Source organism: Nitratireductor basaltis, from assembly GCF_000733725.1.
In the GTDB taxonomy this organism is placed as follows: Bacteria; Pseudomonadota; Alphaproteobacteria; order Rhizobiales; family Rhizobiaceae; genus Chelativorans; species Chelativorans basaltis.
The window spans coordinates 1-26,237 of sequence record NZ_JMQM01000002.1 but is presented as its reverse complement, the minus strand read 5'-3'; the positions used below and the strand labels follow the sequence as shown (position 1 = coordinate 26,237).

Genomic DNA, 26,237 nt, shown 5'->3' with positions numbered 1-26,237 from the left:
ACAGCATTGGGATATATTGTGAGCAAATGAGGATATCCCGATGCCCCTCTACATCAAGGACCCGGAAGTCGACAAGCTCGCCGAAGAACTGGTTGGACTGACCAAGACCACCAAATCCGAAGCGGTAAAGCGCGCGCTGAAACACGAAATCAGCCAGCAAAAACGCCGCCTGCCCATGCGCGAGCGACTGGCAAAATCACTGGCAATGGCGCAGGAGGCGGGACCTTTTGCGCCGGGTGATCATGCGCAGGAGACGGATGAGCTTTGGGATGACGTTGACTGATGCTCTTCATCGACGCATCGGTGGTTGTTGCCATTCTGGCTGGCGAAGATGATGCAGAGGCGCTTATGGCGCGGCTGGAGCGCGAAGAAGGTCCCTTCGGCATCTCACCCATCGTGCGCATGGAAGCCACCCTCTCGCTTGCCCGCCGGATCGCAACGGCAAGAAAGCGCGTGACCGCGACTCCGGAAGACATAGAGACTGCCACTACGCTGGTCGATCAATTCACCACCGACCTCGAACTAACCGAAATCGCAATCACTGCCGAGATAGGTCGAAAAGCCCTCGCCGCCGCAGGGCGCTATGGCAAGCTCGTCAATCATCCCGCGAAACTGAACCTCGGCGACTGCCTGGCCTATGCCTGTGCGCAGGAACTGGGTGCGAGGCTGGCTTTCAAGGGAAACGATTTTGTTGAGACGGATTTGGGGTGGTGAGCAGGTAAATCAGCAAGTCTCCTGCAAGATAATCGCACTCAAGTCGCGTCTTGTGTTCCATCTTCCAGTAGCAGCGCAATCTCATTGCGAAGTTTCCTAACCTCGCTTACCACCTCGCGCAATGAAGCTGTATCTTCTTCCAGAGCCTCGGTGTCTTCTTCGTCGTCAGGTTTTGGAGGTAGAAGTATATCGACTTCTCCCCCCTTTTCGTGAAACCTGAAAAGTTTCTGGAGAGCTTTCTCGAGAGCGTTGGACGCCTCTCCGTCTAACTCTCCGAGTTGTTCTTTCGCAGTATCCAGAGTATTTTTTAAGCCTTCGGTTGCTAGCGATTTCTTGCGTTCTTTTAATGCGGTCTCAATATTACGATCTATTAAACGTCGTGTTCTCCATTCAGACAGAGCGTTATCTATTTCAATGGTATTTCTCACTATGTCCGAAATGTTCTTGATTATTTTCGCAATTAGCAAAGTAATAGTTGCGGTGGTGGCTAATGTTATAATGATGGAACCAGTGGTAGCCGAGCTTATCCGAACATCTTCGGGACTTTCACCCGAGGCGAGCGCTAAGCCCCGCGAGATTTCATGCCACTCGGTAGCCCATTTCTTCAGTTCGACAACGTTGTCGATGGACGCGTCGGCGCGGAAATGCAGGCGAATAAGCGGTTGAGCTGGATGATCATGGCTTGCTGAGGAAAATATACCGAGCTCATGTAGAGATGACTCGGCTTGGGACATGAGTTGAATCGCAGACTCTAGAGTCTGCTTCGCAGCGCGCAAATCTTTAGCAGAACTAACCGGGTCGTAATTTCCTTCTTTGACAACGCGTTCAATAAAACTAAAACCCCGTTTGCCAATATACTGCCAAGCTTCGATGCCTTCTAGCAATTGCACCTGTTGAGAAGAAAGCCGCTCGGTAGGCATTGATTTGAGAGCGGCCTCAACAGCATTTAGATGCTCGCGAATAGCTACTTTGGTGCCATTTTGGGAGTTTTGCTCCATTGCTCGCACCAACTCTTCGTAAACTGGCATTGCAACCTTAACGTGATCGAACACCCAGTGTGCTAGATCGATTACCTCGTGCGTCTCCAAAGTCTCTGTCCCCCGAAGCTCCAACAGTATTAGGTTGCTATTTCTTGTGGTTGAAGCTGTGGAAGTCAAGGCACGTATAGGCTGTTTACTTCGCCTCGCCACTACTCACCCCACCGCAGGCTCCCAAAGCTCCACCGGGTTGCCCTCGGGGTCTACCACGCGTGCAAAGCGGCCGACTTCTGAATCCCATTCCGCCCGCGTTTCCACTTCAATGCCGGCTGCTTTCAGCTGGGCGATCATGGCATCGAGGTCGCCCACGCGGAAATTGAGCATGAATTGCTGGGTGTCGCGGCCGAAATAGTCGGTGTCGGCGGGGAAGGGGGCGAAGACGGTGTAGCCGCTTTCCTGCTGCCAAACGCCCTCGCACTCGCCGCCGACGCCCAGATGCTCGCGGTACCACTCCCCAAGCTTCTGCGGGTTGCGGGCGCGGAAGAAGATGCCGCCGATGCCATTGGCTTTCTGTTTCATCATCTATGTCCTTAGTCTGAAAATGCGTGCCCGAAACGGGCGCTTTAAAATAAAACGGCCATGAAAAAACCCCTGCGAGATTACTCCCGCAGGGGCTGATTGCAAAAGCAATGGAAGCTTGACGATTACTCGTCGTCGCCGCCCTTGTTCTTGAGCGCTGCGCCAAGGATGTCGCCAAGCGATGCGCCGGAATCGGTGGAGCCGAACTGTGCGACGGCTTCCTTCTCTTCCGCGATCTCAAGCGCCTTGATGGAGACGTTGAGCTTGCGCGTCTTCTTGTCGAACATGGTGACGCGGGCGTCCACGCGCTGGCCGACGGAGAAACGCTCCGGGCGCTGCTCGTCACGGTCACGCGACAGGTCGGAACGCTTGATGAAGCTTTCGACTTCGTGATCGACGAGACGGACTTCGAGGCCGCCGTCCTTCACTTCGGTCACTTCACAGGTCACGACAGCACCCTTGCGCAGGTCGCCCGATGCAACCGCATCGCCAACCGCGTCAGGACCAAGCTGCTTGATGCCCAGCGAAATGCGCTCCTTCTCGACATCGACGTCGAGAACCTGCGCCTTCACCATGTCGCCGCGATTGTACTCCTCGATGACCTGCTCGCCCGGACGCGTCCAGTCGAGGTCGGAGAGGTGCACCATGCCGTCGACATCGCCTTCCAGGCCGATGAACAGACCAAACTCGGTCTTGTTCTTGACTTCGCCTTCGACGACGGAGCCGGACGGATGGTTGCGGGCGAATGCCTCCCACGGATTCTCCAGCGTCTGCTTGAGACCGAGCGAGATGCGGCGCTTGACCGGATCGACTTCCAGAACGACCACTTCGACTTCCTGCGTGGTGGACAGGATCTTGCCGGGGTGAACGTTCTTCTTCGTCCAGGACATTTCCGAAACGTGGATCAGGCCTTCGATGCCCGGCTCCAGCTCGACGAATGCGCCGTAGTCGGTGATGTTGGTCACGCGGCCGGCAACCTTCTTGCCAAGCGGGTACTTGCCGCCAATGCCTTCCCACGGGTCGGCCTCGAGCTGCTTCATACCCAGCGAGATGCGGTGCGTTTCCTGGTTGATGCGGATGATCTGAACCTTGACCGTCTGGCCGATATTCAGGATCTCCGTCGGGTGGTTCACGCGGCGCCATGCCATGTCGGTGACATGCAGCAGGCCGTCAATGCCGCCGAGGTCAACGAACGCTCCGTAATCGGTGATGTTCTTGACGACACCCTCGACCACCTGACCCTCTTCGAGGTTCTGGACGATCTCGGAGCGCTGCTCTGCACGGCTCTCTTCAAGAACGGTACGGCGCGAAACGACGATATTGCCGCGGCGCTTGTCCATCTTGAGGATTTCGAACGGCTGCGGCGTGTGCATCAGCGGGGAAACGTCGCGGATCGGACGGATGTCCACCTGGCTGCGCGGCAGGAAGGCCACGGCACCATCCAGATCGACGGTGAAGCCACCCTTGACCTGGTTGAAGATGACGCCTTCGACGCGCTCGCCATTGTTGAACTTGACTTCCAGCTTGACCCAGCTCTCTTCGCGGCGAGCCTTCTCGCGCGACAGCATGGCTTCGCCAAGTGCGTTCTCGATGCGCTCGACATAGACCTCGACCTGGTCGCCGACCTTCATCTCGCCGTCTTTTGCCTTGGCGCCGAATTCCTTCAGCGGCACGCGGCCTTCGACCTTGAGACCCACATCGATGATGGCCATGTCCTTTTCGATGGCCGTAACGGTGCCCTTGACGACGGTACCCTCGACAGCCTCGTTCGCGGAGAACGACTCTTCGAGCAGGCTCGCGAAATCGTCGCGGGACGGATTGAATTCTGACATTGAAGCTCCTGATATGCCCCATTTGCGGGGCTGCGCCGGTGGTTTGCGTTGCGTTGGGGCCTGCCGGTCATCCGAGCTGTTGCTCTGGCCGTCCATCAAGGGCGGCAATTCCGGCGCGAAGGATAAGGGCAGGCCGGTTTTCAGTCGTTTCCGTCAGCCAGTGCCTTCTCAACGAATGCGCGTGCTTCAAGAAACGCCGTTTCTATATCCATTTCGCTCGTATCTAGCAAGTGCGCGTCGGGTGCGGGCCGCAAAGGGCTGTCCGCGCGCCCCATGTCACGCGCATCACGCCGCTTCACATCCTCCAGAACCTGCTCATAGGTCGCCTCACCGCCATTGGAGACGATCTCCCTGAAACGGCGTTCGGCGCGCACTTCGGCACTGGCCGTCACGTAAAGCTTCACCGGCGCATCGGGGCACACCACGGTGCCGATGTCGCGCCCATCCAGAACAGCGCCCGGCATGGCTGCGGCAAACTGCTTCTGCTTCTCCACCAGCGCCCGGCGCACCCGCGGCATGACTGCCACCCTGGATGCCGCCTCGCCAATCCCGTGCTCGGCAAGGACGGTGCGATCAAGCCCGCCCAGATCAAGTTCAAGAGCGGCCTTCTCGGCAATGTCCTCGTCATCAAGCGGCAGGCCCTGGTCGATGAGCGCCTTGGCAACGCCGCGATAGGTCAGCCCGGTATCGAGATGCCGCAGGCCGAATTCCGCCGCAAGCCTTCGCGAAAGCGTGCCCTTGCCGGAAGCCGCAGGCCCGTCAATGGCAATGGCGAGTGGCTTTTCTGCTCCCGCCATCTTCAGACAGACCTCGTGATGCCGCCATCGATGCGGATATTCTGCCCGGTGATGTAGGAGGATTTCTCCGAGGCCAGAAACAGGATCAGCTCGGCCACCTCTTCCGCCGTGCCATAGCGGCCCATGGGAATGCGCGAGCGGCGCTCTTCCTTTTCCGGAAGAGAGTCGATGAAGCCCGGCAGCACATTGTTCATGCGCAGATTGTCGCCCGCATATTTGTCGCAGAAAAGCTTGGTGAAGCCGGCAAGCCCCGCGCGGAAGACGCCCGATGTCGGGAACATCTCCTCCGGTTCGAACAGCGCATAGGTGGAGATGTTGACGATCGAGCCCGCCTTCTGCGCCTGCATGATCGGCGTGACGAGCCGTGTGGCGCGAATGACATTGAGGAGATAGACCTCCATCCCCTCGTGCCACTCGTCGTCGGAGATCTCCAGCACCGGCCCCTTCGGCCCATGGCCCGCACCATTCACCAGCGCGTCGATCCGGCCATAGCGCTCCATCGTGCCGTCAATGAAGGCTTTCAGCGCTTCCGGGTCACGGTTGGAGCCGGTGAAGCCGAAGCCGCCAAGTTCCTTGCCCAGCGCCTCGCCTTTGCCCGACGATGACATGACGGCGACCCGATAGCCGTTTTCGGCCAATTTGCGCGCCGCCGCCGCGCCCATGCCGCTGCCGCCGCCGATGATTGCTGCGACCTTGTCCGTGCTCATTCGGCAGCCTCCTTCTCGATCTGTGCGCCGAGCCCCGTCATCAGATCCATGAATTCAGGGAAGCTGGTTGCAATCATCGCACTGTCGTCGATTGTCACCGGCTTCTCGGTGGCAAGTCCCAGAACGAGGAAGCTCATGGCAATGCGGTGGTCGAGATGCGTGGCAACCGTGCCGCCACCAAGCCCCTTGCCGCCCGGCACGCCGCGCACTGAAAGCGTGCTTTCGCCCTCGGTGCAGTCCACGCCATTGGCCTTGAGGCCGTCAGCAACCGCTGAAAGACGGTCCGATTCCTTCACGCGCAATTCTTCCAGACCTTCCATGACCGTCTCGCCTTCCGCGAAAGCTGCTGCCATGGCCAGAACCGGATATTCGTCGATCATGCTGGGCGCCCGATCGGCGGGAACAGTGACACCTTTCAAGTCCGAATGGCGCACGCGCAGATCGGCAACATCCTCGCCGCCCGCCTTGCGCGCATTCATGATCTCGATGGAAGCGCCCATCTCCTGCAATGTCAGGATGAGGCCGGTACGCGTCGGGTTCATCAGCGCATTCTCTATAACCACATCCGAACCTGGCACGATGAGTGCGGCCACCAGCGGGAAACCGGCGGAGGACGGGTCGCCCGGCACGTCGATCACCTGGCCCGTCAGCTTCGGCTCGCCCTCGATGCGGATATGGCGCACGCCTTCCCCATCGGTCTCGACCTCCAGCGACGCGCCAAAGCCCGTCAGCATCTTTTCCGTATGATCGCGCGTCATCACCGGCTCGATCACCGTGGTGATGCCCGGCGTGTTGAGTGCGGCGATCAGGACGGCCGACTTCACCTGCGCGGAAGGCATCGGCACGCGGTAGGAAATGGGCGCCGCGCGTTGCGGTCCACGCAGCGTGATCGGCAGGCGGTCGCTTTCTTCCGCGGCCACCACCTGCACGCCCATTTCGCGCAGCGGGTTGAGCACGCGCCCCATCGGGCGACGCGAAAGTGAGGCATCGCCAATGAAGCGGGTTTCCATGTCATAGGTGCCGACCAGGCCCATGGTCAGGCGCACGCCGGTGCCCGCATTGCCGAAATCGAGCGGTGCCTCCGGCTGCAACAGGCAGCCATTGCCGGTGCCCTGCACCACCCACTCATTGCCATCGCGCGCAATTTTGGCACCCATGGCCTTCATGGCATCGCCGGTGCGCAGCACGTCCTCGCCCTCCAGAAGGCCGGTGATGCGCGTCTCGCCCGAAGCCAGACCGCCAAACATGAAGGCGCGATGCGAGATCGACTTGTCGCCGGGGACGCGCACGCTTCCCTTGAGAGCTTCGGATCTTCTGGAAAGGGCGGGGGAGGGTGTGCTGGAATGCATGAATCTGGGACCACTGTGAACGTGATTGAGCTGGCGCTCACTTAGCATGCGTCTTTCGCAAGGTCATCCCTTGGAGCAGACGCTGCAGAAAGGCTTGGCAAAAAGCCTGACAAATGCACCTCATTATGCTTTGACAGTCGCTGCTTCTGTGGTTATGGGACCGAAAAGCGAAGAGCGAGATTTCTCCCGCCTTGCCGCTGTTCTGCAAGAGACAGACTGGCAGAAGCGGCGGGCCTGTTGGCGGAAAAGATGAGGCAGCACGGTGGCTAAAGCTGAACTTGGCACAAAACGCATTTGCCCAGAGACGGGCCGTAAGTTTTACGATCTGAACAAGGATCCGATCGTCTCTCCCTATACGGGCAAGAGCTATCCGCTGAGCTTCTTCGAAGATGTCTCCGATATGTCCAAGGACGAGCCGGAAGTCGATGACGAGGAAGCAGAGACCGAAGGCGCGGAAGTCGTGTCTCTGGAAGATGCCGACGAGGAGGCGAGCAGCAAGGGCTCGACCGACCTGCCCGACCTTGACGATGACGACGACGATGTCGATCTCGGCGACGACGACAACGATGCCTTCCTCGAAGACGAGGAAGAGGACGACGACGACGTTTCCGGCATCATCAATGTCGGCGACGACGACGAGGAAAGCTGATTTCCCGCGCCGACCGCAGCCATGGCGGATGCGGTCGGTGAAAAAACTTCCCAACCCGCTTGATTTAACCGGAAAGCGGGTTTAGAAGCCGCCATCGAACCGGGCGCAAGTCCGGCGACCTCTAAGGCCCGCAAGGGCCACGCGTGGGGCCATAGCTCAGTTGGGAGAGCGCTACAATGGCATTGTAGAGGTCAGGGGTTCGACTCCCCTTGGCTCCACCATTTCGAATTAATTCTGAGATTGTGGGTGGGTTTACGGTTATTGGCCAACTTATTGTGGTGGCCCTCCTGATATTAGTTTCCAGTGCCCTGCTGCGTCTTTTTCATATAGTTGAGCCCTTCCCCAATCTATTACACGGGCATAGCGATGCGCGCACACTACGCACATGTTGCCCCAACGCGCATTTGGCCCGCTCTCCGCAGGGCCATCGATCATGAAGCGTTCGGTTCCCATAGGTTTTGAGCAGACGTCGCAGTTGGTGATCGAGCTATACCAATAGTGATTGGGCCAAGTCTGCCCTTCAGTGATTGCGACAGCCTCGAAATAAGCCAACGCGATTCTGTCACGCTTTCGCATTACAGCCTCAAGGCTTCAGGTGCGCCAAGAAATATAGGTGATGCCAGCACCGTTTTCTGTGCGGCATCAATCGATGCTACATGTACCAGCGCAGCGGATTGGAAGCTTCCAGAGCTTAGTGTAGCCCAAGCGGTTGTAGTTGTAATCCATCGCGGGTCGATCAAGCATACGAGGCGCCAGTCGTTCACCTTCCGATAGATGACACATTCTTGTCGGTTCCAAGCTGTTGGAACCGCCTCACTATACCGCCTTAAGATATTCTTGCTGCGGAATGCGGAATTCGGAGTATACCAGTACTGGCCGACGTCGATGTCTTCTATAGATGTTTCGTGCGAAAGTTCATTAGCGAATAGGACGTCATGGTTTAATACGCTGACATAGCGGTACATCAGGCGTCCAGCGTCAATACCTAAATCGCTTATGCTTTCTGCCCCGTTTAGTGAAGCTTGGGGTAGAGACAAAGACTGGGCAGCTGCGTACATATCAGCACGCGGAACATTGATATAGGATAAGTAGTGGAATTTCGGGCGTTTCGTTAGCGGTTGACCCAAACAGTGGTCAATCCACGAATAGTGCCGCTCTCGAATTTTCAGCAGCCGTTCAACGGTGAATAGTTGCGGCTGTTGATCAATCTCTGCGTGACAGTTCTTGCAAAGTAGCAGCATGTTTTCCGACGAAGACCTTGCTGACGCATCTAGATGACTTGCTCCACGTGGTCCCGCGTCAGATGCAGCCACTATATGAGCATCATCTCCAAGGCGTACCCTTTCTCCAAAAGAATTTTCGCGAAAGAGCCGCTTTCGGCAATTGTTGCAGCACCCCCCCGATTGAGCAATGATGTAGCGCTTGTCGGCCTCTGATAAGTTTTTACGTCTCATGATGACCTACCTCCGTTGTAGCAAACCATAAGCGCAAGACTTGTTATTGACCGCCTAGGTTCACACGTCCCTGCCGCTGTGGAACCAAGTTCTTTCGGTGTCTCCCGGCGCGCTAACCGTCACTCGCTTAACGCGACGGCTATGGGTTCATTAGGGTTAAGTGCTAGTTAAACCTACGCGCTTTCCGCCTGTGGATAATGCAACCGTTAGCAAAATCTAAATCAAATACGCATGGAATCTGCGCTAGGGCGGCGGGAGGCGTCGGGTCTCTGTTTGGCAGGTGAGTAATGCGTATCCTAATCCTGGCTTGTCTCCTCGCGCTGGCGGGTTGCGCCACTGCGCCCACGCGTGCGGACAATGTCTGTTCCGTATTCAGCCAGAAGGGCGGATGGATCAACAACTGGTATCGTGAGGCCAAAAGCGTCGAGCGCGAATATGGCGTTCCGGTGCCGATCCTGATGGCTACCATCTACAAGGAATCGACCTTCCGCGCCCGCGCGCGTCCGCCGCGCCGCAAGATCCTGGGCTTCATACCGGGCAAGAGGATTTCTACGGCCTATGGCTATGCACAGGCGCTGGATGGCACCTGGGACGAATATCGCCGAAAGACCGGACGCTATGGTGCAAGGCGCAGCGATTTCGGTGACGCAGTCCGCTTCATCGGCTGGTATCATTCCGAAAGCCACCGCAAGAACGGTATTCCGCTCAACGATGCCTACAGCCTCTACCTCGCTTATTATGCGGGTCATGGCGGATATGCGCGCGGTGTCTGGCAAAGCAATGCGGGCATGAAGAACTCAGCGGCAAAGATGGCTGCGGTCGCACAACGCTATGCATCCCAGATGGCCTCCTGCGGCTACCGTTGAGGACCGCTTTGTCGGGCGGCCGGGTTTCGATGATAGCCTGGCCCGATGGTGAGCGGTTGCTCGGGGAGTGCCGCGCTCGGAATTGAGCTTTGATAGCTGCGCATGGTCTCAAAAACCACGTCGCTGCGGGTGCGATCCAGTACCCGTATCGCCACCCGATAGGGCTGATGGGCCCTTATTCCGGTGAGCGGTGGTGACCGCAGGGCGTAGTGTCGCGTTCTGGCACTCAGCCGCTCCCAGACGACATGATCATCGCCGCCAGCCGGATCCTCGAAACGGGCTTCCAGTATGGAGCCAGCCGGCAAGGGCCGCATGACCTGCGCCTGAAAACCGAAATATGCTTCGGCCTCACGATAATTGAAGACGAATCCGCCGCCGGCTATGGCAATGGGCGGTTGGTCCGCGGGATCGTTGCGCGTCAGCCATCCAGCAGCGAAGAGCGCGGCAAGTATCGCAACAAGCGCTCCCAGCACATGCCATTCGGTCCACTTCCAGCGCATCGGTACCTCCCGAAGGAGGCAGCATTGTCTGCCCGGACCCGTAAAACGACAAGAGCCGCTGCTTGGAGCAGCAACGACTCCTGACGTGATACTGACTGCGTGAGGCTAGTGGCCCTTGAAATCGACCTTCCGGCTTTCGCCCAGATCGGGTTTGGCGCTTGTGAAGGCTGCGGCAGCCATCTTGAAATAGGCAACGGCTGTGCCCGGACCGTCCCAATATTGCGCGTCCTGCGGCGTGATCTTCAACACACGGATTGAAGGATCGTCAGGGCTGTCCCACCAGGCTTTGGCCGGTGTCGCCCAAAGCTCGCGGATCTTCTCGCGGTCATTGGAAATCTCGGCAAGCCCCGTAAGCGAGACATAATCCTGCTTGGATGTGTCCGCGAAGGCCAGCGTCACATGCGGATTGCGCGCGATTTCCTCGTCCTTGTGGCTTGCGACATCGGTGAGGAAGTAGAGCATCTCCTCCTCCCGATCAAAATAAGCGGCCATGGGGCGAGAGCGCATGACTTCGCCCTCACGGCTGACGAGCATGCAAATTCCGATATTCTCCACCATGTCCCAGACATGGGCGATGTCTTTGTGCGTAGTCATGAACCTACTCCGTCTTGGAAAGCTTGCTTGCGCAACGGGCAGCGCGGAAGCTTTGTTCCGGTCGCAGCAGGCGAAACGGAAACGGGAGAGCCGATGGCTCTCCCGCTGTGCATTCAGCAATGTCAGTGACGCCTAGACGTCGAGATTGGCTACCGACAGCGCATTGTCCTGGATGAATTCGCGACGCGGCTCCACCTCGTCGCCCATCAGGCGCGAGAAGAGCGAGTCTGCATCGGTCGCATCGTTCACCTTCACCTGAAGCAGCGAGCGCGCATTCGGGTCGAGCGTGGTTTCCCAAAGCTGCTCGGCATTCATCTCGCCCAGCCCTTTGTAACGCTGCATGGTCAGGCCCTTGCGACCTGTTGCGAAGACAGCGTCAAGCAACGACATGGGGCCGGAAATGATATCCGACTTGTCACTGCGCTTGAGCACGGGCTGCTTCTCGTAGACTTCCTGCAGCCGCGGTGCATAGCGGTCGATGGCGCGTGCATCCGCAGAACCGATAAGGGCGGAGTCCAGCACATGCGCCTCTCGCACGCCGCGTACTGTGCGCTCGAAGAGATAGCCGCCCGAGCCTTCATTGGACGGATTGATACGGCCTTCCCAGCCGCGCTCGGTCTCTTCCGAAATCATGTCGAGACGCTCGGCCACATGGGCAGCAGCATCGCCGGCGCGTGCCGGGTCTGCCAGAACGGCAGCATTCAGCGCACCGGCAATCGCTGCCTGCTCGACCACGGAGCGGTCATAGCGCGTATGCAGACCGTTGATGAGCGCGCGCACGCCACGCGCATCCTCGATCACCTGCTTCAGATCCTGGCCCGAGCGAACCTCGCCGGTCGAAAGCGCGAGAGATGCTTCCTGCAGGCCGGAATCGATCAGGAATTCCTCGAATGCCGCCTCGTCCTTGATGTACTGAACCGACTTTCCGCGCGTGACCTTGTAGAGTGGCGGCTGCGCGATGTAGAGGTGACCGCGCTCGATCAGCTCCGGCATCTGACGGAAGAAGAATGTCAGGAGAAGCGTGCGGATATGGGCGCCGTCGACGTCGGCGTCCGTCATGATGATGATCTTGTGATAGCGCAGCTTGTCGGCGTTGAACTCATCCTTGCCGATGCCTGTGCCAAGTGCGGTGATCAGCGTACCGATCATGTCCGAGGAGAGCATGCGGTCGAAGCGCGCGCGTTCCACATTCAGAATCTTGCCGCGCAGCGGCAGGATCGCCTGGTTCTTGCGCGAGCGGCCGGATTTTGCCGAGCCACCAGCCGAGTCACCCTCGACGATGAAGAGTTCGGACTTCGCCGGATCGCGCTCCTGGCAGTCCGCCAGCTTGCCGGGCAGCGAGGTGATGTCGAGCACGCCCTTGCGGCGCGTCAGTTCGCGCGCACGGCGCGCTGCTTCGCGGGCTGCAGCCGCTTCCACCACCTTGCCGATCAGCGTCTTCGCTTCGTTCGGATGTTCTTCAAGCCAAGTGCCGAGCGCCTCGTTGACGAGACTTTCCACGACCGGGCGAACCTCGGAGGAAACCAGCTTGTCCTTGGTCTGTGACGAGAATTTCGGGTCCGGTACCTTCACCGAGAGAACGGCGGTCAGGCCTTCGCGGCAATCGTCACCGGTCAGCGAAACCTTCTCCTTCTTGGTCAGGCCGGACTTGTCGGCATAGGAGGTGACCTGACGCGTCAGTGCGCCGCGGAAACCGGCCATATGCGTACCGCCATCGCGCTGCGGGATGTTGTTGGTGAAGCACAGCACATTCTCGTGGTAGGAATCGTTCCACCACATGGCCACTTCAACCGTGATCCCGTCCTTCTCGCCGCCAATGGCGATCGGGTTGTCGATCAGCGGCTTCTTTGAGCGGTCGAGATATTTGACAAACTCCTCGATGCCGCCTTCGTAGAGAAATTCCTGCGACTTCACATCCGCATGGCGGTTGTCGGTCAACAGGATGCGCACCCCCGAATTCAGGAAGGCGAGCTCGCGCAGGCGATGCTCAAGCGTACCGTAATCGAACTCGGTCATGGTGAAGGTTTCGGTCGATGGCAGGAAGGTGACTTCCGTACCGGTCTCGTCACCCGCATCACCGGTGACCGCAAGCGGTGCATCCGAAACGCCATGGGTAAAGCTCATCTCGTGAACCTTGCCCTTGCGCTTGATCTTCAGCTTCAGCCAGCTTGAAAGCGCATTCACCACCGAAACGCCCACGCCGTGCAGACCGCCCGACACCTTGTAGGAATTCTGGTCGAACTTCCCGCCCGCATGGAGCTGGGTCATGATGACCTCGGCTGCCGACATGCCTTCGCCGGAATGCATGTCGGTTGGAATGCCGCGACCATTGTCGGTCACCGAACAGGAACCGTCGGCATTGAGCGTCACCGTCACCAGCGTCGCATGTCCGGCAAGCGCCTCATCGATGGCATTGTCCACCACCTCATAGACCATGTGATGAAGGCCGGAGCCGTCATCCGTGTCGCCGATATACATGCCAGGCCGCTTGCGCACCGCATCCAGGCCCTTGAGGACCTTGATGGAATCTGCGCCGTATTCAGCCTGTTCGCCGGGGAGTGTTTCGGGCGTGTCGCTCATCAAAATCTTTCGTTGTGAAGGCGCCGCTTTGGGCAATTGGTGAAGCTCGCCGAATCAGCAGAGCGTAACTGTCAAATATATAGGGGCTGGACGCCCTTTTTCCAAGTTTTCCCGGCATCAGCGCTGGGGATGAAACAGGCTTGCAGCGCCTCGTTTGCGTCGATGAAGCCTTTGCCTTTGGCGCGAAAGCGATTATGTAGCCCCAAGACTGGTAGAAGAGGTGTTCAGCGACATGGCGACCATTAGCGAAAAACCCAAGCTTGTCACCGTTTTCGGCGGGTCTGGCTTTATCGGGCGCTATGTCGTGCAGGCATTGGCGAAACGCGGTTATCGCGTGCGCGTCGCCTGCCGCAATCCGCATACGGCCATTCATCTGATGCCGCTCGGCAATGTGGGGCAGGTCCACGCCATGCAGGCGAATCTGCGCAAGCGCTGGTCCATCGACCGCGCGGTGGAAGGCGCCGATCACGTCATCAATCTCGTGGGCATCCTGCATGAAAGCGGTCGCCAGACCTTCTCGTCCGTGCAGGCGGAAGGCGCACGCGCCGTTGCCGAAGCTGCGAAAGCTGCTGGAGCGCGCATCACCCACATGTCTGCCATCGGGGCGGACGCGGATTCGCCGGCCGAATATGGTCGCACGAAAGCGGCAGGAGAGCGGGCCGTTCTCGAAGTGGACAAGAAGGCGGTCATCCTGCGTCCGTCCATCGTGTTCGGACCGGAAGACGGTTTCTTCAACCGTTTCGCCAACATGGCGCGCTTCTCGCCATTCCTGCCGCTCATTGGCGGCGGACACACCCGGTTCCAGCCGGTCTATGTCGGCGATGTGGCAGAGGCATTTGTCCGTTCGGTTGATGGTCAGTTGAAGCCAGGCGCGATCTATGAGCTTGGCGGGCCGCAGGTCCTGACTTTCCGCGACTGCATGGAAGAGATGCTTGAGGTCATCAACCGCAAGCGCGTGCTGGTCAGCATTCCGTGGTCACTGGCTCGCGTCCAGGGACGAGTTCTGGGTATCCTGCCCAAGCCGCCTCTGACACTCGATCAGGTCAAGCTGCTCGAAAGCGACAATATTGTCTCCGACGAAGCACGCAAGAAGGGCCTGACACTGGAAGGGCTCGGCATTCCGCAGCACTCCGTCGGCGCGATCCTGCCGACTTATCTGTGGAGCTATCGCCCCCAGGGGCAGTTCACCCAGCCTCAATACTGAGGCTGACCTTTGGAGGCGCTGGCGCTGCTGCCCGACGGGCTGGGGCTTGTGCCCGCAGCTATCCTGGTTTTCGCCAGCTTCTTCACTTCCGCACTGACGGCAAGCTTCGGCATCGGCGGCGGCGTTTCCATGCTGGTGCTTCTGGGGCTTTTCATACCCGTTGCCGCGCTCATTCCCGTGCACGGCGTCATTCAGCTCGGCTCCAACACCGGACGCGCCTGGCATCAGCGGGAGAATATCCGCTATGACATTGCACGGCCCTTCGTGATCGGCAGCCTGCTGGGCGCTGCCATCGGGGCCTGGTTCGTGGTGCAGCTGCCCGACGCGGTGCTGAAGGTCGTGCTCGGCCTGTTCGTGCTGGTCGTCACCTGGTCGAAGATCCCCGGCGTGGCGCAACTCGGCCATGCGGGTCTGACCATCGGCAGCACGCTTGTTGCCCTTGCCGGCATGTTTGTGGGTGCAACAGGCCCGCTTCTGGCCGCCGTCTTCGCGCAGATCATTCCGGATGATCGCAAGGCCGTCGTGGCCACCCATGCCGCCGGCATGACCGTGCAGCACGGTTTCAAGGTACTGGCTTTTGCCGCCGCGGGCTTCGCCTTCTTTTCATGGATACCGTTTCTGGCGGCCATGATCCTGTCGGGCTATCTCGGCACGATCTATGGAACACGGCTTCTGCACCGCCTGCCGGAAGAGACCTTCCGCCGCTGGTTCAGGATCGGGCTGACGATCCTGGCAGTCGATCTTTTGCGCCGCGGCCTGACGGGCTTCTTCTAGCCGAGCACCAGAAGCCCGATCATGCCGAGCGTGCCGACAATGATGCGCCACCAGCCAAACAGCGAATAGCCGCGGCGCGAGACATAGCCAAGCAACCAGCGCACCACGAGCACGGCTGCAAAGAACGCCGCAACGAAACCCACGCCGATGATCTTGACGTCAGCAGCACTCAGGATCTCGTGGTTCTTGTAGAGATCATAGACGAAGGCGCCGGCCATTGTTGGCATGGCCAGGAAGAAGGAAAATTCCGCCGCCGCTCGCTTGTCCGCGCCCAGAAGAAGGCCGCCCACTATGGTCGAGCCGGAGCGCGATGTCCCCGGTATCATCGAGAGGCACTGGAAAAGCCCGATCTTGAAATACATGGACAGAGGGAATTTCGTGATGTCGTGATAGCGAGGGCTGCGTGCCCAGCGGTCAACCCAAAGCAGCACGAACCCGCCCAGGATCAGCATGATGCAGATCAGCATCGGCGTTTCGAACAACACCGTCTTGATGATCTTGTAGGCAAGCACGCCGATCACGGCTGCAGGCAGGAAGGCCAGAAGCACGCCGAAGACGAAGCGCCGCGTGTTCTCATCTTTTGGAAAGTCGATGAGAATGCGCCACAGGCGCGCCGCATAAACGCTCAGGATCGCCAGAATGGCACCAAGCTGGATGAGTACCTCGAAGGCTTTCCCCGTGGACTCGAAGCCCAGAAAATGTCCCGCCAGCAGGATGTGGCCGGTCGAGGATACGGGTATGAACTCGGTCAGTCCTTCAAGAATTCCAAGCACCAGCGCCTGAGCGATTGTCTGGTCGGCCACGATACATCCTTTATGTCGGATTGCTTGTCAGGGTTGGAAACTGCCCCTATAGCGGATGAGACACCCGCAGGACGGGAAAGATTCGAGAAATACCCATCAGGCCATGAAATGGCCAGAGGTTTCCCATAGTGCATCGCTCATGCTGACGCTGTTTCATCATCCACTTTATGCCTCGTGCCGTTTCGTACGCATTACCTGCGGCGAATATGGAGACGAACTCGCACTGATCGAGGAGCGCCCTTGGATGCGGCGCAGGGAGTTCCTCTCGCTCAATCCGGCAGGCACCATTCCCGTCCTCCTGGCCGAAGGCGATCATCCGATTGTCGGTGCCACGGTCATTGGCGAATATCTCGACGAGACCCGCGGGGCCTACAAGCGGGACAAGCGCCTCATGGCGGAGGATTCCATCCAGCGTGCGGAAATCCGGCGCCTCGTCGACTGGTACCTCGTCAAGACTGACGGAGATGTGACACGTCATCTGGTGCGCGAACGGGCACTCAAGCCCATGATGGCGGGCGCGCAAGGCGGCGGAGCACCGGATTCGGGTGCCATTCGTGCCGCACGCGCGAACATCGCCCAGCACATGAAATACACCAACTGGCTTGCCGCCTCGCGCGACTGGCTGGCCGGGCCACGCATGAGCTACGCCGACATCGCCGCTGCCGCATCGTTGTCGATCCTCGACTATCTCGGCGAGATCCGCTGGGGCGAATACGAGGCTGCGCGCGACTGGTACAGCCGCATGAAGTCGCGACCCTCCTTCCGGGCGATACTTGCCGACCGCGTGCGCGGCCTTGCGCCTGCCTCCCACTACGCAGACCTGGATTTCTGATCATGGGTGCCGGGGCGCCAGCCGACCGGCTTCGTGCTTTCGTAGAGGAGAAGGCGCGTGCAGCGGGCTTCGACGTGGTGGCCTTCACCACGCCCGACGCCGCACCCCACACGCCCGAGCGCCTGCGCCGTTTCATCGAGGCAGGCCGTCACGGCACGATGGAGTGGATGGCGGAGACGGAAGAGCGCCGGGCCCGCCCCCGCAATCTCTGGCAGGATGTACGCTCGATCATCATGCTCGGCATGAATTATGGGCCGGATGAGAATCCGCTCGACCTTCTGGAGCAAAAGGATCGCGCGGCGATTTCCGTCTATGCGCGCAATCGCGACTATCATGATGTCATCAAGGGCAAGCTTAAGCAGGTGGCAGGTCAGATCGCTGCCCATGCGGGCGAAGACGTGAAGGTTTTCGTCGACACCGCACCGGTCATGGAAAAGCCGCTTGCGGCAGCCGCAGGTCTTGGGTGGCAGGGCAAGCACACCAATCTCGTCAGCCGCGAATTCGGTTCCTGGCTGTTTCTCGGCTCGATTTTCACGACAGCGCAACTTGCACCCGACCAGCCGGAGCGCGATCATTGTGGCTCCTGCCGCGCCTGCCTCGACATCTGCCCGACCAATGCGTTTCCCGCGCCGTACCAGATCGATGCCCGGCGCTGCATTTCCTACCTCACCATCGAGCACAAGGGTCCGATCCCGCACGAGTTCCGCGCCGCCATGGGCAACCGGATCTATGGCTGTGATGACTGTCTGGCCGTCTGTCCGTGGAACAAGTTCGCGCAGGAAGCCTCGGAGGCGAAGCTGCAGGCAAGAGACGACCTGAAGGCGCCGGCACTGGCAGAGTTGCTGGAGCTGGATGACGCTGCATTCCGCATGCGCTTTTCAGGATCACCGGTAAAGCGCATCGGGCGCGGGCGCTTTGTACGCAACGTTCTGATCGCGGCAGGCAATTCCGAGGATCCTCGCCTTGTCCCGCAATGCGAGGCACTGTTGCAGGATGAAGACGCGCAGATACGCGGTGCGGCGGTATGGGCCTTGTCGCGCCTGATCTCGGCGGAGAATATTCGAGCCCTGGCCGCCATGCAGAACGAGGAAGACGCAATGGTCCTGGAGGAATGGAAAATGGCTGGAGCTGCCGCATGAAGCGCGTCCTGCTTTTAGGCGCCGGCTATTCCGCCCGCGCCATTGCGCGCGCATTGCCCGCGGTTACGACGATACAGGGCACGACCCGCAGCCGGGAAAAGGCTGCAGTGCTTCGTGACATGGGCATCGAACCCCTCCTCCACGAGGCAGGGCAGGGGCTGTCGGAAGACCTTCACTCAGCGCTCGAATCGGCGCACGCCATTTTTGTATCCGTCGCTCCGAACGCTTCAGGCGATCCGCTGCTGCAGGATCTCGAGGCTGCCAGTGTTCAATTGAAGGCAGCCTCCTGGCTTTGTTATCTTTCAACAGTGGGGGTTTATGGCGATCATGCTGGCGCGTGGATCGACGAGAATGCCGAGTGCCGTCCGGTTTCCGACCGCTCCCGTCAGCGCCTTGCAGCGGAGCAGGCCTGGCAGACCTATGCAATGCAGAAGAAGCTGCCGCTTGCCATATTGCGCCTCGCGGGCATCTACGGCCCCGGTCGCAGCGCGCTGGACAGCCTGCGCAGCGGCAAGGCGCGGCGGATCATCAAGCCTGGGCAGGTTTTCAACCGCATTCACGTGGAAGATATCGCAGGGGCCGCGCTGCATCTGATGCAGATGCGCGCCAGCGGCGTGTTCAATGTGGCAGATGACGAGCCTGCGCCACCGCAGGACGTGATTGCCTTTGCCGCTTCACTTCTGGGCATGGCTCCGCCCCCGGAAATACCTTTTGACGAGGCGCCGCTGAGTCCGTTGGGCCGCTCCTTTTATGGAGAGTGCAAGCGCGTCTCGAACCGCCATCTGAAGGGCGCGGGCTACCGCTTCGCCTATCCTGATTATCGCGCAGGCCTCAAAGCCCTGTTTACCGAAGAGGGCGCATGATCACGCATCTGCCACGAAACATGCTATACTGGCGGCGTTTTCAATCACCACAACCCGGAGTGGGAAGATGTGGAAATATTTGAGTAAATCCTTACTTGGCGCGAGTGTTGCCGCGTCTGTTGCATTCTCTTTCAACGCAAATGCAGAGCCATTGGCGAAGGACCTTTTCGGCTCCAAGAACCTGCCTGCCGCTATCGAACCCGCTTCGCATGGCTTTTATTCCAAGGGCTGCTTTTCCGGCGGTCTGGCCATGGCGAAGGACGGTCCGCATTGGCAGGCCATGCGTCTTTCGCGAAATCGACGCTGGGGCCATCCGGAATTGATCAAGGTGCTTACACGCCTGTCGGAGGATGCCAATCGCGACGGCTGGAACGGTCTTCTTGTCGGCGACCTCTCACAGCCGCGCGGTGGCCCCATGCTTACCGGTCATGCATCCCACCAGATCGGTCTTGATGCCGATATCTGGCTGACCCCGATGCCGAACCGCCGCTTCACCGATGCCGAGCGGGAGAATGTCAGCGCCATCTCCATGTTGAAGAACGGAACGCTTTATGTCGATGACAGGAAGTGGACCAAGGCTCATGAAGCGCTGCTGCGTAACGCTGCGAGCTACGGCAATGTCGAGCGTCTTCTGGTCCATCCGGGCATAAAGAAGAAGCTTTGCGATACGGTCACCGGCGACCGGTCCTGGCTGCGCAAGGTACGCCCCTATTGGGGTCATCACTACCATGTGCATATCCGCATCGGTTGCCCGGCAGATTCGCCCAATTGCAAACCGCAGTCTCCCCCGCCTCGCGGTACCGGCTGCGATCAGTCTCTGGCATGGTGGTTCACGGATGAACCATGGAAGCCGGCACCGAAGGACAAGCCGCAGAAGCCACGGGCTCGCGATGTCATGACCATGGCCGCTCTGCCAAATGCCTGCCGTATCGTTCTCGGTGCGCCTGCGCCAGCATCCGAAGCTGCCGTGACCGTTGATCGCCCAGGCATCATCCCGGCAAATGCCGCGCGGGCAACGGCAGTCGAGCGGTTCGACCCGTCGGAAGTTCTAAGGAGGTTGAGCTCGGGCGAGGTTCCGATACCCTCACCCAGGCCGTGATCTGCAACATCATGATCCGATGGAAAAGGGTGCGGCAACGGCCGTACCCTTTTTTCATTTTCCGACCGTCTTTTCATATTCACAAGCGTCCTCTATAGACTTCAACCGATTTAATACCGCAACGAGGAAAGCCATGCCGAGGAAACGCCGGATCGCATTGATCGCGCATGACCAGAAGAAGGACGACCTTGTTGCCTTCGCCGTGAAGCATCGGACATTCCTGAATGCCTGCGACCTTGTTGCGACCGGAACAACCGGCGGACGAATTGCCGAGGCATGTCCGGGGCTGGATATTCTGCGCCTGAAAAGCGGTCCGCTCGGGGGCGACCAGCAGATCGGTGCACTCATCGCCGAGCGCGAGGTCGACCTCGTCATCTTCTTTGTCGACCCGCTGACCGCGATGCCTCATGATGTCGACGTCAAGGCCCTGATGCGCCTTGCCATCGTCTATGACGTACCGATGGCGCTGAACGAAAAGACCGCGCAAATCCTCGTCCGCAATCTGGATGAGGCGGGTGCCGGATGGAAAGACTCGAACGAGGGAGCCTGATCGAGCGACTATGCCTTATCCCAATGACCAAGACATGGTGCTGGAATTCCCGATCCTGATCGGTGATATCGGTGGCACGAATGCCCGCTTTGCGATCGTCGTGGATTCCTACGCCGAGCCTCGCGAGTTCCCGGTCGTGCAGACTGCGGACTATGAAACGATCGACGAGGCCATCCAGACGGCCATCCTCGACCACACGAATATCCTGCCACGCTCCGCCGTTCTGGCCGTGGCCGGCCCGGTCGATGGCGACGAGATCGACCTGACCAATTGCGACTGGGTCGTTCGCCCGCGCCAGATGATGGAGAAGATGGGTATTCGAGACGTCGTCGTCTTGAACGACTTCGAGGCTCAGGCGCTGGCTGTTGTGGCGCTCGGCGAAGAGCATCTCGAACAGATCGGCGGTGGCGAGGCGGAAACCACCGGAAGCCGCGTCGTGCTCGGGCCGGGCACGGGGCTGGGCGTTGCCGGTCTTGTTCATGCGCGTCGCACCTGGATACCCGTCCCCGGCGAGGGTGGTCATGTTGATCTCGGACCGCGCACGGAACGTGACCACCAGATTTTCCCGCATCTGGAGAAGATCGAGGGCCGGATTTCGGCCGAGCAGATCCTGTGCGGACGCGGCTTGGTCAATCTCTATCGCGCACTTTGCGCTGCAGACGGACAGGAACCGAAATTCTCCGACCCGGCCGAGATAACCGGGGCAGGCCTTTCCGGCCAGGATGCGGGTGCCGCCGAGACCCTCGATCTCTTCTGCACCTATCTTGGACGACTTGCCGGCGATCTTGGTCTTGTATTCATGAGTCGCGGCGGCGTCTTCCTCACCGGCGGAATCGCGCAGAAGATCGTGCCTGCATTGAAGAACGGGCATTTCCGTGCGGCATTCGAAGACAAGGCGCCCCACAGCGCATATGTCGAACAGATGCCGGTCTTCGTCATCACCCACCCACTGGCAGCGCTCACCGGCATTGCCGCCTATGCAAGAACGCCGGCACGCTTTGGCGTGGAAACGGCAGGACGCCGCTGGAAGGCAGGTTGATCCTGCCGCGACGGCGCAGGGAGGCTGGCGAGCCGCAAGGGCTCCCATTGCAAGCTCGAACGCGATAGGGCATAGCGCTGGCATTGCAGCCTTGCGGCCTGACGGGCCGTCACGATGAGAGCGGATATTTGTTCGGCAGGAAGCGAAAGCACGATTTCGAACCCGGAGATGTCGTAGCGGTCATCCGGCGGGTCATGTCGGAAAATGGCCGTGACTATTTCGGCCTGTACGGCTGGGCCATTGCCTGCATGCTCATCCTCGCCGGCACGACCGCCTTCAGCGCATGGATCATGCGCTACATCATCGATGATCTCTTTTACGAGCAGCGCTGGGAACTCGTGCCCTGGATCTGCGGCGGCATCGTCTTCGCCTTTACCCTGCGCGGATTTGCAACCTACGGCCAGGCCGTGTTCCTTGCCCGTATCGGCAACAATATCGTCGCCCGCTACCAGCAGCGCCTGTTCGACCACCTGATGAAGCTGGGCATGCCCTATTTTACCAACGCCCGTTCGGGGCAGTTGGCAGCCCAGATCAGCCAGAACGTGACCGGCATTCGCGACCTGCTCAATCTGACGGTTGCCGCCATCGGGCGCGACCTCGTCACGCTGATCGGCCTTGTTGCCGTCATGGTCTGGGCCGACCCGCTGCTTTCACTCATGGCCTTTGTCATGGGGCCGCCCATCGGCATAGCGGTGAACTACCTGATGCGTCGCTTGCGCCGGGTCACGCGTGAATCGGTCGAGATCAACTCCCGGCTGCTTGGCGCCATGCAGGAATCGGTACAGGGCATCGCTGTCATCAAGGCCTTCACCATGGAGAACGTCCTGTCGGCCAAGATCGCCCAGCTCGTCCATGATGCGGAAGGCCGTTCAAACAAGATAGCCCGCGTCTCCGAGCGCATGGCACCGATCACCGAGATGCTGGCCGGCATCGCCATCGCGGCCGTTATCGGCTACGCCTCCTGGCGTGCGGCACAAAGCGCCGAGCCGCCCGGTGCAGTCATGTCCTTCATCACGGCCCTGCTTCTGGCCTACGACCCGGTGCGCCGCCTGTCCCGCACGCAGGTCAATATCGAACGCTCACTCGTTAATGCACGCATGATCTATGAAGTGCTCGATCTGGAGCCGCAGCAGCGTGACGCAGCGGATGCAGTGGCCCTTGAAGTGCGAGAAGGCGATGTCAGCTTCGAGGACGTCCATTTTTCATACTCAGCCGAGAGCCCCATCCTCAATGGTGTGAGCTTCAAGGCGAAGGCAGGGCGCACCACCGCAATCGTTGGCCCGTCGGGTGCGGGAAAGTCGACGCTCTTCGCGCTGCTGCAGCGCTTCTACGACGTCGACCGGGGTAGCATTCTGATTGATGGCCAGGATGTCGCGGGCGTCACCAAGCACTCGCTGCGCTCTCAGATCGCCTATGTCTCGCAGCATCCCTATCTCTTCGAAGGCACGATCCGTGACAATATCCGCTATGGACGGGTAGATGCGAGCGATGCCGAGATCGAGGATGCAGCACGCCTTGCCAATGCCGAGGAATTTATCCTCGCCCAAGAGGGTGGCTACGACACGCTTGTTGGCGAGAACGGTGCCAATCTTTCCGGCGGCCAGCGCCAGCGCATCTCGATTGCTCGCGCCATCGTGCGCAACGCGCCCATCCTGCTTCTGGACGAGGCGACATCTGCGCTCGACAACGAGTCGGAAGCCAAGGTGCAGGAGGCGCTTGAGCGCGTGATGCAGGGGCGCACCACGCTCGTCATCGCTCACCGCCTGTCCACCGTCGTCAATGCGGATCATATAGTCGTGCTCGAAGAGGGGCGACTGGTGGAAGAGGGTACGCATGGCAATCTGGTCGCGCAGGAAAATGGTGTGTACGCACGTTTCCACCGAATGCAGCGCCAGCGCGGCGAGAACCTGCTGGACAACAAGACGCCTGAGGATTGAACAAGGCTGAGCCGCAAGTCGCGGTTCGCAAGGGGAGACAGATGACCGTGAGCGATATGGGATTGGTAGTGGTCGGTGCCGCAGGACGCATGGGCCAAACCCTCATCCGCACCGTGGCCGAAACCAGAGGCGTTCGGCTTGTGGCCGCGGTAGAGCGCGAAGGCGCTCCGGCACTCGGCCGTGATGCTGGTGAACTGGCCGGCGTCGGCCCCCTCGATGTCGCCATCACCGATGATCCGCTCGCAGCCTTTGCCAAGGCTGACGGCGTCCTCGACTTCACCTCGCCTGCAGCCACCGTCACCTTTGCAGGTTATGCCGCACAGGCACGCATTGCTCATGTCATCGGCACGACCGGCTGCACGGCGGAGGATGACGCGCGCATCGAGACGGCAGCGCGCCACGCCACCATCGTGAAATCCGGCAATATGAGCCTCGGCGTGAACCTGCTCTCCATCCTGGTCGAGCAGGCGGCGAAGGCACTCTCGCCTGAAGATTTCGATATCGAGGTTCTGGAAATGCATCACCGTCACAAGGTTGATGCACCCTCGGGTACCGCCTTGCTTCTGGGTGAAGCAGCAGCCAGGGGGCGGGCCATTGATCTTCAAGACAATTCCGTGCGCGTGCGCGACGGCCAGACCGGGCCGCGGGAAACCGGCTCCATCGGCTTTGCCACCTTGCGTGGTGGTTCGGTCGTGGGCGAGCATTCCGTCATTCTCGCCGGTACGGGCGAACGCATCACGCTTTCTCATCAGGCCGAAGATCGCGCGATCTTCGCCCGTGGCGCGGTCGCGGCTGCCATATGGGCGCATGGCCGCAAGCCGGGTCTTTACACGATGCGCGATGTGCTTGGCCTTTAACTCAGAGTCATTTCATTCGAAGGAAGGGAAATATAGATGTCGGGAACGCTGATCCTGGTCCGTCACGGCCAGAGCGAATGGAACCTCAAGAACCTTTTCACCGGCTGGCGCGATCCGGGCCTGACCGAGAAGGGCCACGAGGAAGCACGCAATGCCGGCCGCCTCCTGCGCGAAAAGGGCTTCAAGCCCGACATCGCCTTCACATCGGTCCTCTCGCGTGCGCAGGTCACCTGCGACCACATCCTCAAGGAGCTCGGCCAAGAAGGTCTGGAAACGATCCGCGACGAGGCACTCAACGAGCGCGACTATGGCGATCTCGCCGGGCTCAACAAGGATGACGCGCGCGAGAAATGGGGTGAGGAACAGGTCCATATCTGGCGCCGCTCCTATGACACGCCCCCGCCCGGAGGCGAAAGCCTGAAAGATACCGGCGCGCGCGTCTGGCCCTACTACATCAACGAGATCCTGCCGCGCGTGCTGCGTGGTCAGACCGTTCTGGTCGCAGCTCACGGCAATTCCCTGCGTTCGCTGGTCATGGTGCTGGACAATCTGTCGGGTGAAGAGATCGTGAAGAAGGAGATCGCCACGGGCGTTCCGGCGATCTACCGCCTCAATGCCGATGCGACGGTCGCAAGCTCGGAAATCCTCAAGGGCTGATTGCCGGACGAACCCGTGCCGGGCTTCATGGTTTGAACCGGAAGCCCGGCATCTCTGGCGACAGGCGGCAAATCTTCCTTTTTTGCGATTTCCCGCGTTGACAGAAGCAGCCAGTCCGCATACATCGGCTGCGCACCTAGCCCAGGTGGCGGAATTGGTAGACGCGCACGGTTCAGGTCCGTGTGCCGCGAGGCGTGGAGGTTCGAGTCCTCTCCTGGGCACCACATCTTCTCTTGATCAGAACATGTGGCACCTGCCGGCTACCGCGGCAGCGTTTTCTCCCCTCGATTTGCAAAGCGAACTCTACACCGATCCGATCACGCGCGTGGCGCATCGCCGATGCTTTGCACCTCGGTATTCGGGGCCAGGGGAAGCTTGCAAGCTTGCGGTGGACGTTCTCCTTCCCGGCATGACAGCACTCCTCTCCGTGTCCAAACTGCACCGGAGCGGATATGGGCTTGCGGCACCGTCACCGGGTTATGCGCGCACCTTGTATGAGCCGCTGCATTCTCCCGACCACCCGTTCAACGGTTCAAGTCATCGACCTCAGAAGCAGCTTTAGAACCGCGACCCTGTCAGATCGTGTTCTGACCCGTTGCCAAACCCCGGTTGCGGCAGCAGAGCCATAGCGATCATGGGTCATAACCCATTGATCCGGATTCATTTTCCGAACTCCCTGGTACTGTCGCTACGTGAAGAAAAGCCGCAAATGCGTAGTAAACATGAAGGTCGCATTTCCGCGTCGCAAAAAGTTCAAAAAAGTTGGATTTGGTCGTTGACAGTTTCGGCTGGGTGGGGCTATACACCGCTCACCAACGAGGCGGGCGGCGCCAGCAGCGAGTGCTGGGGTTCGCCACTGAGTTGGTTTCAAATTCAGAGCGGCGC

The 26,237-nt window shown here is 59.8% G+C and carries 27 protein-coding genes and 2 tRNA genes; 18 read left to right on the top strand and 11 right to left on the bottom strand.

Annotation, left to right across the window (positions count from 1 at the left end):
* Positions 1-40: 40 nt before the first annotated feature.
* Together EL18_RS12460 and EL18_RS12455 are read left to right on the top strand one after the other, a co-directional pair.
* Complete coding sequence (locus tag EL18_RS12460; protein ID WP_036484895.1) at positions 41-283, top strand: type II toxin-antitoxin system VapB family antitoxin; 243 nt, start codon at positions 41-43, stop codon at positions 281-283.
* A complete protein-coding gene (locus EL18_RS12455; protein WP_036484890.1) occupies positions 283-714 on the top strand; it encodes a type II toxin-antitoxin system VapC family toxin in 432 nt (143 codons plus the stop codon). Before EL18_RS12460 ends, EL18_RS12455 begins: the two co-directional genes overlap by 1 nt.
* A gap of 38 nt (positions 715-752) precedes the next feature.
* On the opposite strand, the gene EL18_RS12450 is transcribed toward EL18_RS12455, so the two are convergent.
* From EL18_RS12450 to aroA, 6 genes are all read right to left on the bottom strand, one after another.
* Positions 753-1,802 (bottom strand): hypothetical protein, encoded by a 1,050-nt coding sequence (locus EL18_RS12450; protein WP_152553056.1) that lies wholly within the window; start codon positions 1,800-1,802, stop codon positions 753-755.
* A 105-nt stretch (positions 1,803-1,907) separates the two neighbouring features.
* The gene (locus EL18_RS12445) at positions 1,908-2,270 is read right to left on the bottom strand and encodes a VOC family protein (protein ID WP_036486302.1); all 363 of its coding nucleotides are present in this window, start codon (positions 2,268-2,270) and stop codon (positions 1,908-1,910) included.
* A 125-nt stretch (positions 2,271-2,395) separates the two neighbouring features.
* Positions 2,396-4,102, bottom strand: a complete 1,707-nt coding sequence (rpsA, locus tag EL18_RS12440; RefSeq protein WP_036484884.1) for a 30S ribosomal protein S1 — start codon at positions 4,100-4,102, stop codon at positions 2,396-2,398.
* Between the two features lie 140 nt (positions 4,103-4,242).
* Positions 4,243-4,899 carry a (d)CMP kinase gene (gene cmk / locus EL18_RS12435; protein WP_036484877.1) on the bottom strand — a complete coding sequence of 219 codons (657 nt, stop codon included), beginning with the start codon at positions 4,897-4,899 and terminating at the stop codon, positions 4,243-4,245.
* A gap of 2 nt (positions 4,900-4,901) precedes the next feature.
* Positions 4,902-5,606, bottom strand: a complete 705-nt coding sequence (locus tag EL18_RS12430) for an SDR family oxidoreductase (RefSeq protein ID WP_036484872.1) — start codon at positions 5,604-5,606, stop codon at positions 4,902-4,904.
* Positions 5,603-6,955 (bottom strand): 3-phosphoshikimate 1-carboxyvinyltransferase, encoded by a 1,353-nt coding sequence (aroA, locus tag EL18_RS12425; protein ID WP_036484870.1) that lies wholly within the window; start codon positions 6,953-6,955, stop codon positions 5,603-5,605. The genes EL18_RS12430 and aroA overlap by 4 nt, the downstream gene beginning before the upstream one ends.
* A 262-nt stretch (positions 6,956-7,217) precedes the next feature.
* Between aroA and EL18_RS12420 the strand changes: the two genes are divergently transcribed.
* Positions 7,218-7,604 carry a TIGR02300 family protein gene (locus EL18_RS12420; RefSeq protein ID WP_036484867.1) on the top strand — a complete coding sequence of 129 codons (387 nt, stop codon included), beginning with the start codon at positions 7,218-7,220 and terminating at the stop codon, positions 7,602-7,604.
* Between the two features lie 145 nt (positions 7,605-7,749).
* Positions 7,750-7,825 (top strand) — tRNA-Ala (locus tag EL18_RS12415).
* Positions 7,826-8,179: 354 nt separating this feature from the next.
* On the opposite strand, the gene EL18_RS17845 is transcribed toward EL18_RS12415, so the two are convergent.
* Positions 8,180-9,058 (bottom strand): hypothetical protein, encoded by an 879-nt coding sequence (locus EL18_RS17845; protein WP_152553055.1) that lies wholly within the window; start codon positions 9,056-9,058, stop codon positions 8,180-8,182.
* 287 nt (positions 9,059-9,345) lie between these two features.
* On the opposite strand from EL18_RS17845, the gene EL18_RS12410 reads away from it, so the two are divergent.
* Positions 9,346-9,924, top strand: a complete 579-nt coding sequence (locus EL18_RS12410) for a transglycosylase SLT domain-containing protein (protein ID WP_036484864.1) — start codon at positions 9,346-9,348, stop codon at positions 9,922-9,924.
* Here the strand turns inward: EL18_RS12410 and EL18_RS12405 are convergent.
* From EL18_RS12405 to gyrB, 3 genes are all read right to left on the bottom strand, one after another.
* A complete protein-coding gene (locus EL18_RS12405; RefSeq protein ID WP_036484861.1) occupies positions 9,915-10,424 on the bottom strand; it encodes a hypothetical protein in 510 nt (169 codons plus the stop codon). The genes EL18_RS12410 and EL18_RS12405 overlap by 10 nt on opposite strands.
* A 105-nt stretch (positions 10,425-10,529) precedes the next feature.
* Positions 10,530-11,018: a pyridoxamine 5'-phosphate oxidase family protein gene (locus EL18_RS12400; RefSeq protein WP_036484859.1), complete on the bottom strand. Its 489-nt coding sequence runs from the start codon at positions 11,016-11,018 to the stop codon at positions 10,530-10,532.
* A gap of 132 nt (positions 11,019-11,150) precedes the next feature.
* Positions 11,151-13,598: a DNA topoisomerase (ATP-hydrolyzing) subunit B gene (gyrB, locus tag EL18_RS12395; RefSeq protein ID WP_036484857.1), complete on the bottom strand. Its 2,448-nt coding sequence runs from the start codon at positions 13,596-13,598 to the stop codon at positions 11,151-11,153.
* Between the two features lie 232 nt (positions 13,599-13,830).
* Here gyrB and EL18_RS12390 point away from each other — a divergent pair, with 232 nt between their 5' ends.
* Both EL18_RS12390 and EL18_RS12385 read left to right on the top strand, forming a co-directional pair.
* Positions 13,831-14,802: a complex I NDUFA9 subunit family protein gene (locus EL18_RS12390; RefSeq protein WP_036484855.1), complete on the top strand. Its 972-nt coding sequence runs from the start codon at positions 13,831-13,833 to the stop codon at positions 14,800-14,802.
* 9 nt (positions 14,803-14,811) lie between these two features.
* The gene (locus EL18_RS12385; RefSeq protein WP_036484853.1) at positions 14,812-15,576 is read left to right on the top strand and encodes a sulfite exporter TauE/SafE family protein; all 765 of its coding nucleotides are present in this window, start codon (positions 14,812-14,814) and stop codon (positions 15,574-15,576) included.
* Here the strand turns inward: EL18_RS12385 and EL18_RS12380 are convergent.
* Positions 15,573-16,379 carry an undecaprenyl-diphosphate phosphatase gene (locus tag EL18_RS12380; RefSeq protein WP_036484851.1) on the bottom strand — a complete coding sequence of 269 codons (807 nt, stop codon included), beginning with the start codon at positions 16,377-16,379 and terminating at the stop codon, positions 15,573-15,575. The genes EL18_RS12385 and EL18_RS12380 overlap by 4 nt on opposite strands.
* Before the next feature lie 139 nt (positions 16,380-16,518).
* On the opposite strand from EL18_RS12380, the gene EL18_RS12375 reads away from it, so the two are divergent.
* The 11 genes from EL18_RS12375 to EL18_RS18125 all read left to right on the top strand — a co-directional run.
* The gene (locus EL18_RS12375; RefSeq protein ID WP_036486300.1) at positions 16,519-17,211 is read left to right on the top strand and encodes a glutathione S-transferase family protein; all 693 of its coding nucleotides are present in this window, start codon (positions 16,519-16,521) and stop codon (positions 17,209-17,211) included.
* Between the two features lie 2 nt (positions 17,212-17,213).
* The gene (gene queG, locus EL18_RS12370) at positions 17,214-18,350 is read left to right on the top strand and encodes a tRNA epoxyqueuosine(34) reductase QueG (protein ID WP_036484848.1); all 1,137 of its coding nucleotides are present in this window, start codon (positions 17,214-17,216) and stop codon (positions 18,348-18,350) included.
* Positions 18,347-19,213 (top strand): SDR family oxidoreductase, encoded by an 867-nt coding sequence (locus tag EL18_RS12365; protein ID WP_036484846.1) that lies wholly within the window; start codon positions 18,347-18,349, stop codon positions 19,211-19,213. Before queG ends, EL18_RS12365 begins: the two co-directional genes overlap by 4 nt.
* Positions 19,214-19,280: 67 nt before the next feature.
* Positions 19,281-20,312, top strand: coding sequence for a penicillin-insensitive murein endopeptidase (gene mepA, locus EL18_RS12360; RefSeq protein ID WP_036484844.1), 1,032 nt, complete (start codon positions 19,281-19,283; stop codon positions 20,310-20,312).
* Between the two features lie 133 nt (positions 20,313-20,445).
* Positions 20,446-20,862 carry a methylglyoxal synthase gene (locus EL18_RS12355; RefSeq protein ID WP_036484842.1) on the top strand — a complete coding sequence of 139 codons (417 nt, stop codon included), beginning with the start codon at positions 20,446-20,448 and terminating at the stop codon, positions 20,860-20,862.
* A gap of 10 nt (positions 20,863-20,872) precedes the next feature.
* Positions 20,873-21,901 (top strand): glucokinase, encoded by a 1,029-nt coding sequence (locus EL18_RS12350; protein ID WP_036484840.1) that lies wholly within the window; start codon positions 20,873-20,875, stop codon positions 21,899-21,901.
* Positions 21,902-22,095: 194 nt separating this feature from the next.
* The gene (locus tag EL18_RS12345; protein WP_081871265.1) at positions 22,096-23,838 is read left to right on the top strand and encodes an ABC transporter ATP-binding protein; all 1,743 of its coding nucleotides are present in this window, start codon (positions 22,096-22,098) and stop codon (positions 23,836-23,838) included.
* Positions 23,839-23,879: 41 nt separating this feature from the next.
* Positions 23,880-24,695, top strand: a complete 816-nt coding sequence (gene dapB / locus EL18_RS12340) for a 4-hydroxy-tetrahydrodipicolinate reductase (RefSeq protein ID WP_036484836.1) — start codon at positions 23,880-23,882, stop codon at positions 24,693-24,695.
* A 36-nt stretch (positions 24,696-24,731) separates the two neighbouring features.
* Complete coding sequence (locus EL18_RS12335; protein WP_036484834.1) at positions 24,732-25,352, top strand: 2,3-bisphosphoglycerate-dependent phosphoglycerate mutase; 621 nt, start codon at positions 24,732-24,734, stop codon at positions 25,350-25,352.
* Between the two features lie 139 nt (positions 25,353-25,491).
* Positions 25,492-25,576, top strand: a tRNA-Leu gene (locus tag EL18_RS12330).
* A 410-nt stretch (positions 25,577-25,986) separates the two neighbouring features.
* A partial coding sequence (locus tag EL18_RS18125; protein ID WP_210165000.1) for a hypothetical protein occupies positions 25,987-26,237 on the top strand: 251 nt, incomplete at its 3' end.

Bases quoted from the DNA above. Each gene is read 5' to 3' on its own strand.
- EL18_RS12460 (WP_036484895.1), top strand. From the start codon at position 41: ATGCCCCTCTACATCAAGGACCCGGAAGTCGACAAGCTCGCCGAAGAA.
- EL18_RS12455 (WP_036484890.1), top strand. From the start codon at position 283: ATGCTCTTCATCGACGCATCGGTGGTTGTTGCCATTCTGGCTGGCGAA.
- EL18_RS12445 (WP_036486302.1), bottom strand. From the start codon at position 2,270: ATGAAACAGAAAGCCAATGGCATCGGCGGCATCTTCTTCCGCGCCCGC.
- rpsA (WP_036484884.1), bottom strand. From the start codon at position 4,102: ATGTCAGAATTCAATCCGTCCCGCGACGATTTCGCGAGCCTGCTCGAA.
- cmk (WP_036484877.1), bottom strand. From the start codon at position 4,899: ATGGCGGGAGCAGAAAAGCCACTCGCCATTGCCATTGACGGGCCTGCG.
- EL18_RS12430 (WP_036484872.1), bottom strand. From the start codon at position 5,606: ATGAGCACGGACAAGGTCGCAGCAATCATCGGCGGCGGCAGCGGCATG.
- aroA (WP_036484870.1), bottom strand. From the start codon at position 6,955: ATGCATTCCAGCACACCCTCCCCCGCCCTTTCCAGAAGATCCGAAGCT.
- EL18_RS17845 (WP_152553055.1), bottom strand. From the start codon at position 9,058: ATGAGACGTAAAAACTTATCAGAGGCCGACAAGCGCTACATCATTGCT.
- EL18_RS12410 (WP_036484864.1), top strand. From the start codon at position 9,346: ATGCGTATCCTAATCCTGGCTTGTCTCCTCGCGCTGGCGGGTTGCGCC.
- EL18_RS12405 (WP_036484861.1), bottom strand. From the start codon at position 10,424: ATGCGCTGGAAGTGGACCGAATGGCATGTGCTGGGAGCGCTTGTTGCG.
- EL18_RS12400 (WP_036484859.1), bottom strand. From the start codon at position 11,018: ATGACTACGCACAAAGACATCGCCCATGTCTGGGACATGGTGGAGAAT.
- gyrB (WP_036484857.1), bottom strand. From the start codon at position 13,598: ATGAGCGACACGCCCGAAACACTCCCCGGCGAACAGGCTGAATACGGC.
- EL18_RS12390 (WP_036484855.1), top strand. From the start codon at position 13,831: ATGGCGACCATTAGCGAAAAACCCAAGCTTGTCACCGTTTTCGGCGGG.
- EL18_RS12375 (WP_036486300.1), top strand. From the start codon at position 16,519: ATGCTGACGCTGTTTCATCATCCACTTTATGCCTCGTGCCGTTTCGTA.
- queG (WP_036484848.1), top strand. From the start codon at position 17,214: ATGGGTGCCGGGGCGCCAGCCGACCGGCTTCGTGCTTTCGTAGAGGAG.
- EL18_RS12365 (WP_036484846.1), top strand. From the start codon at position 18,347: ATGAAGCGCGTCCTGCTTTTAGGCGCCGGCTATTCCGCCCGCGCCATT.
- mepA (WP_036484844.1), top strand. From the start codon at position 19,281: ATGTGGAAATATTTGAGTAAATCCTTACTTGGCGCGAGTGTTGCCGCG.
- EL18_RS12355 (WP_036484842.1), top strand. From the start codon at position 20,446: ATGCCGAGGAAACGCCGGATCGCATTGATCGCGCATGACCAGAAGAAG.
- EL18_RS12350 (WP_036484840.1), top strand. From the start codon at position 20,873: ATGCCTTATCCCAATGACCAAGACATGGTGCTGGAATTCCCGATCCTG.
- EL18_RS12345 (WP_081871265.1), top strand. From the start codon at position 22,096: ATGTCGGAAAATGGCCGTGACTATTTCGGCCTGTACGGCTGGGCCATT.
- dapB (WP_036484836.1), top strand. From the start codon at position 23,880: ATGACCGTGAGCGATATGGGATTGGTAGTGGTCGGTGCCGCAGGACGC.
- EL18_RS12335 (WP_036484834.1), top strand. From the start codon at position 24,732: ATGTCGGGAACGCTGATCCTGGTCCGTCACGGCCAGAGCGAATGGAAC.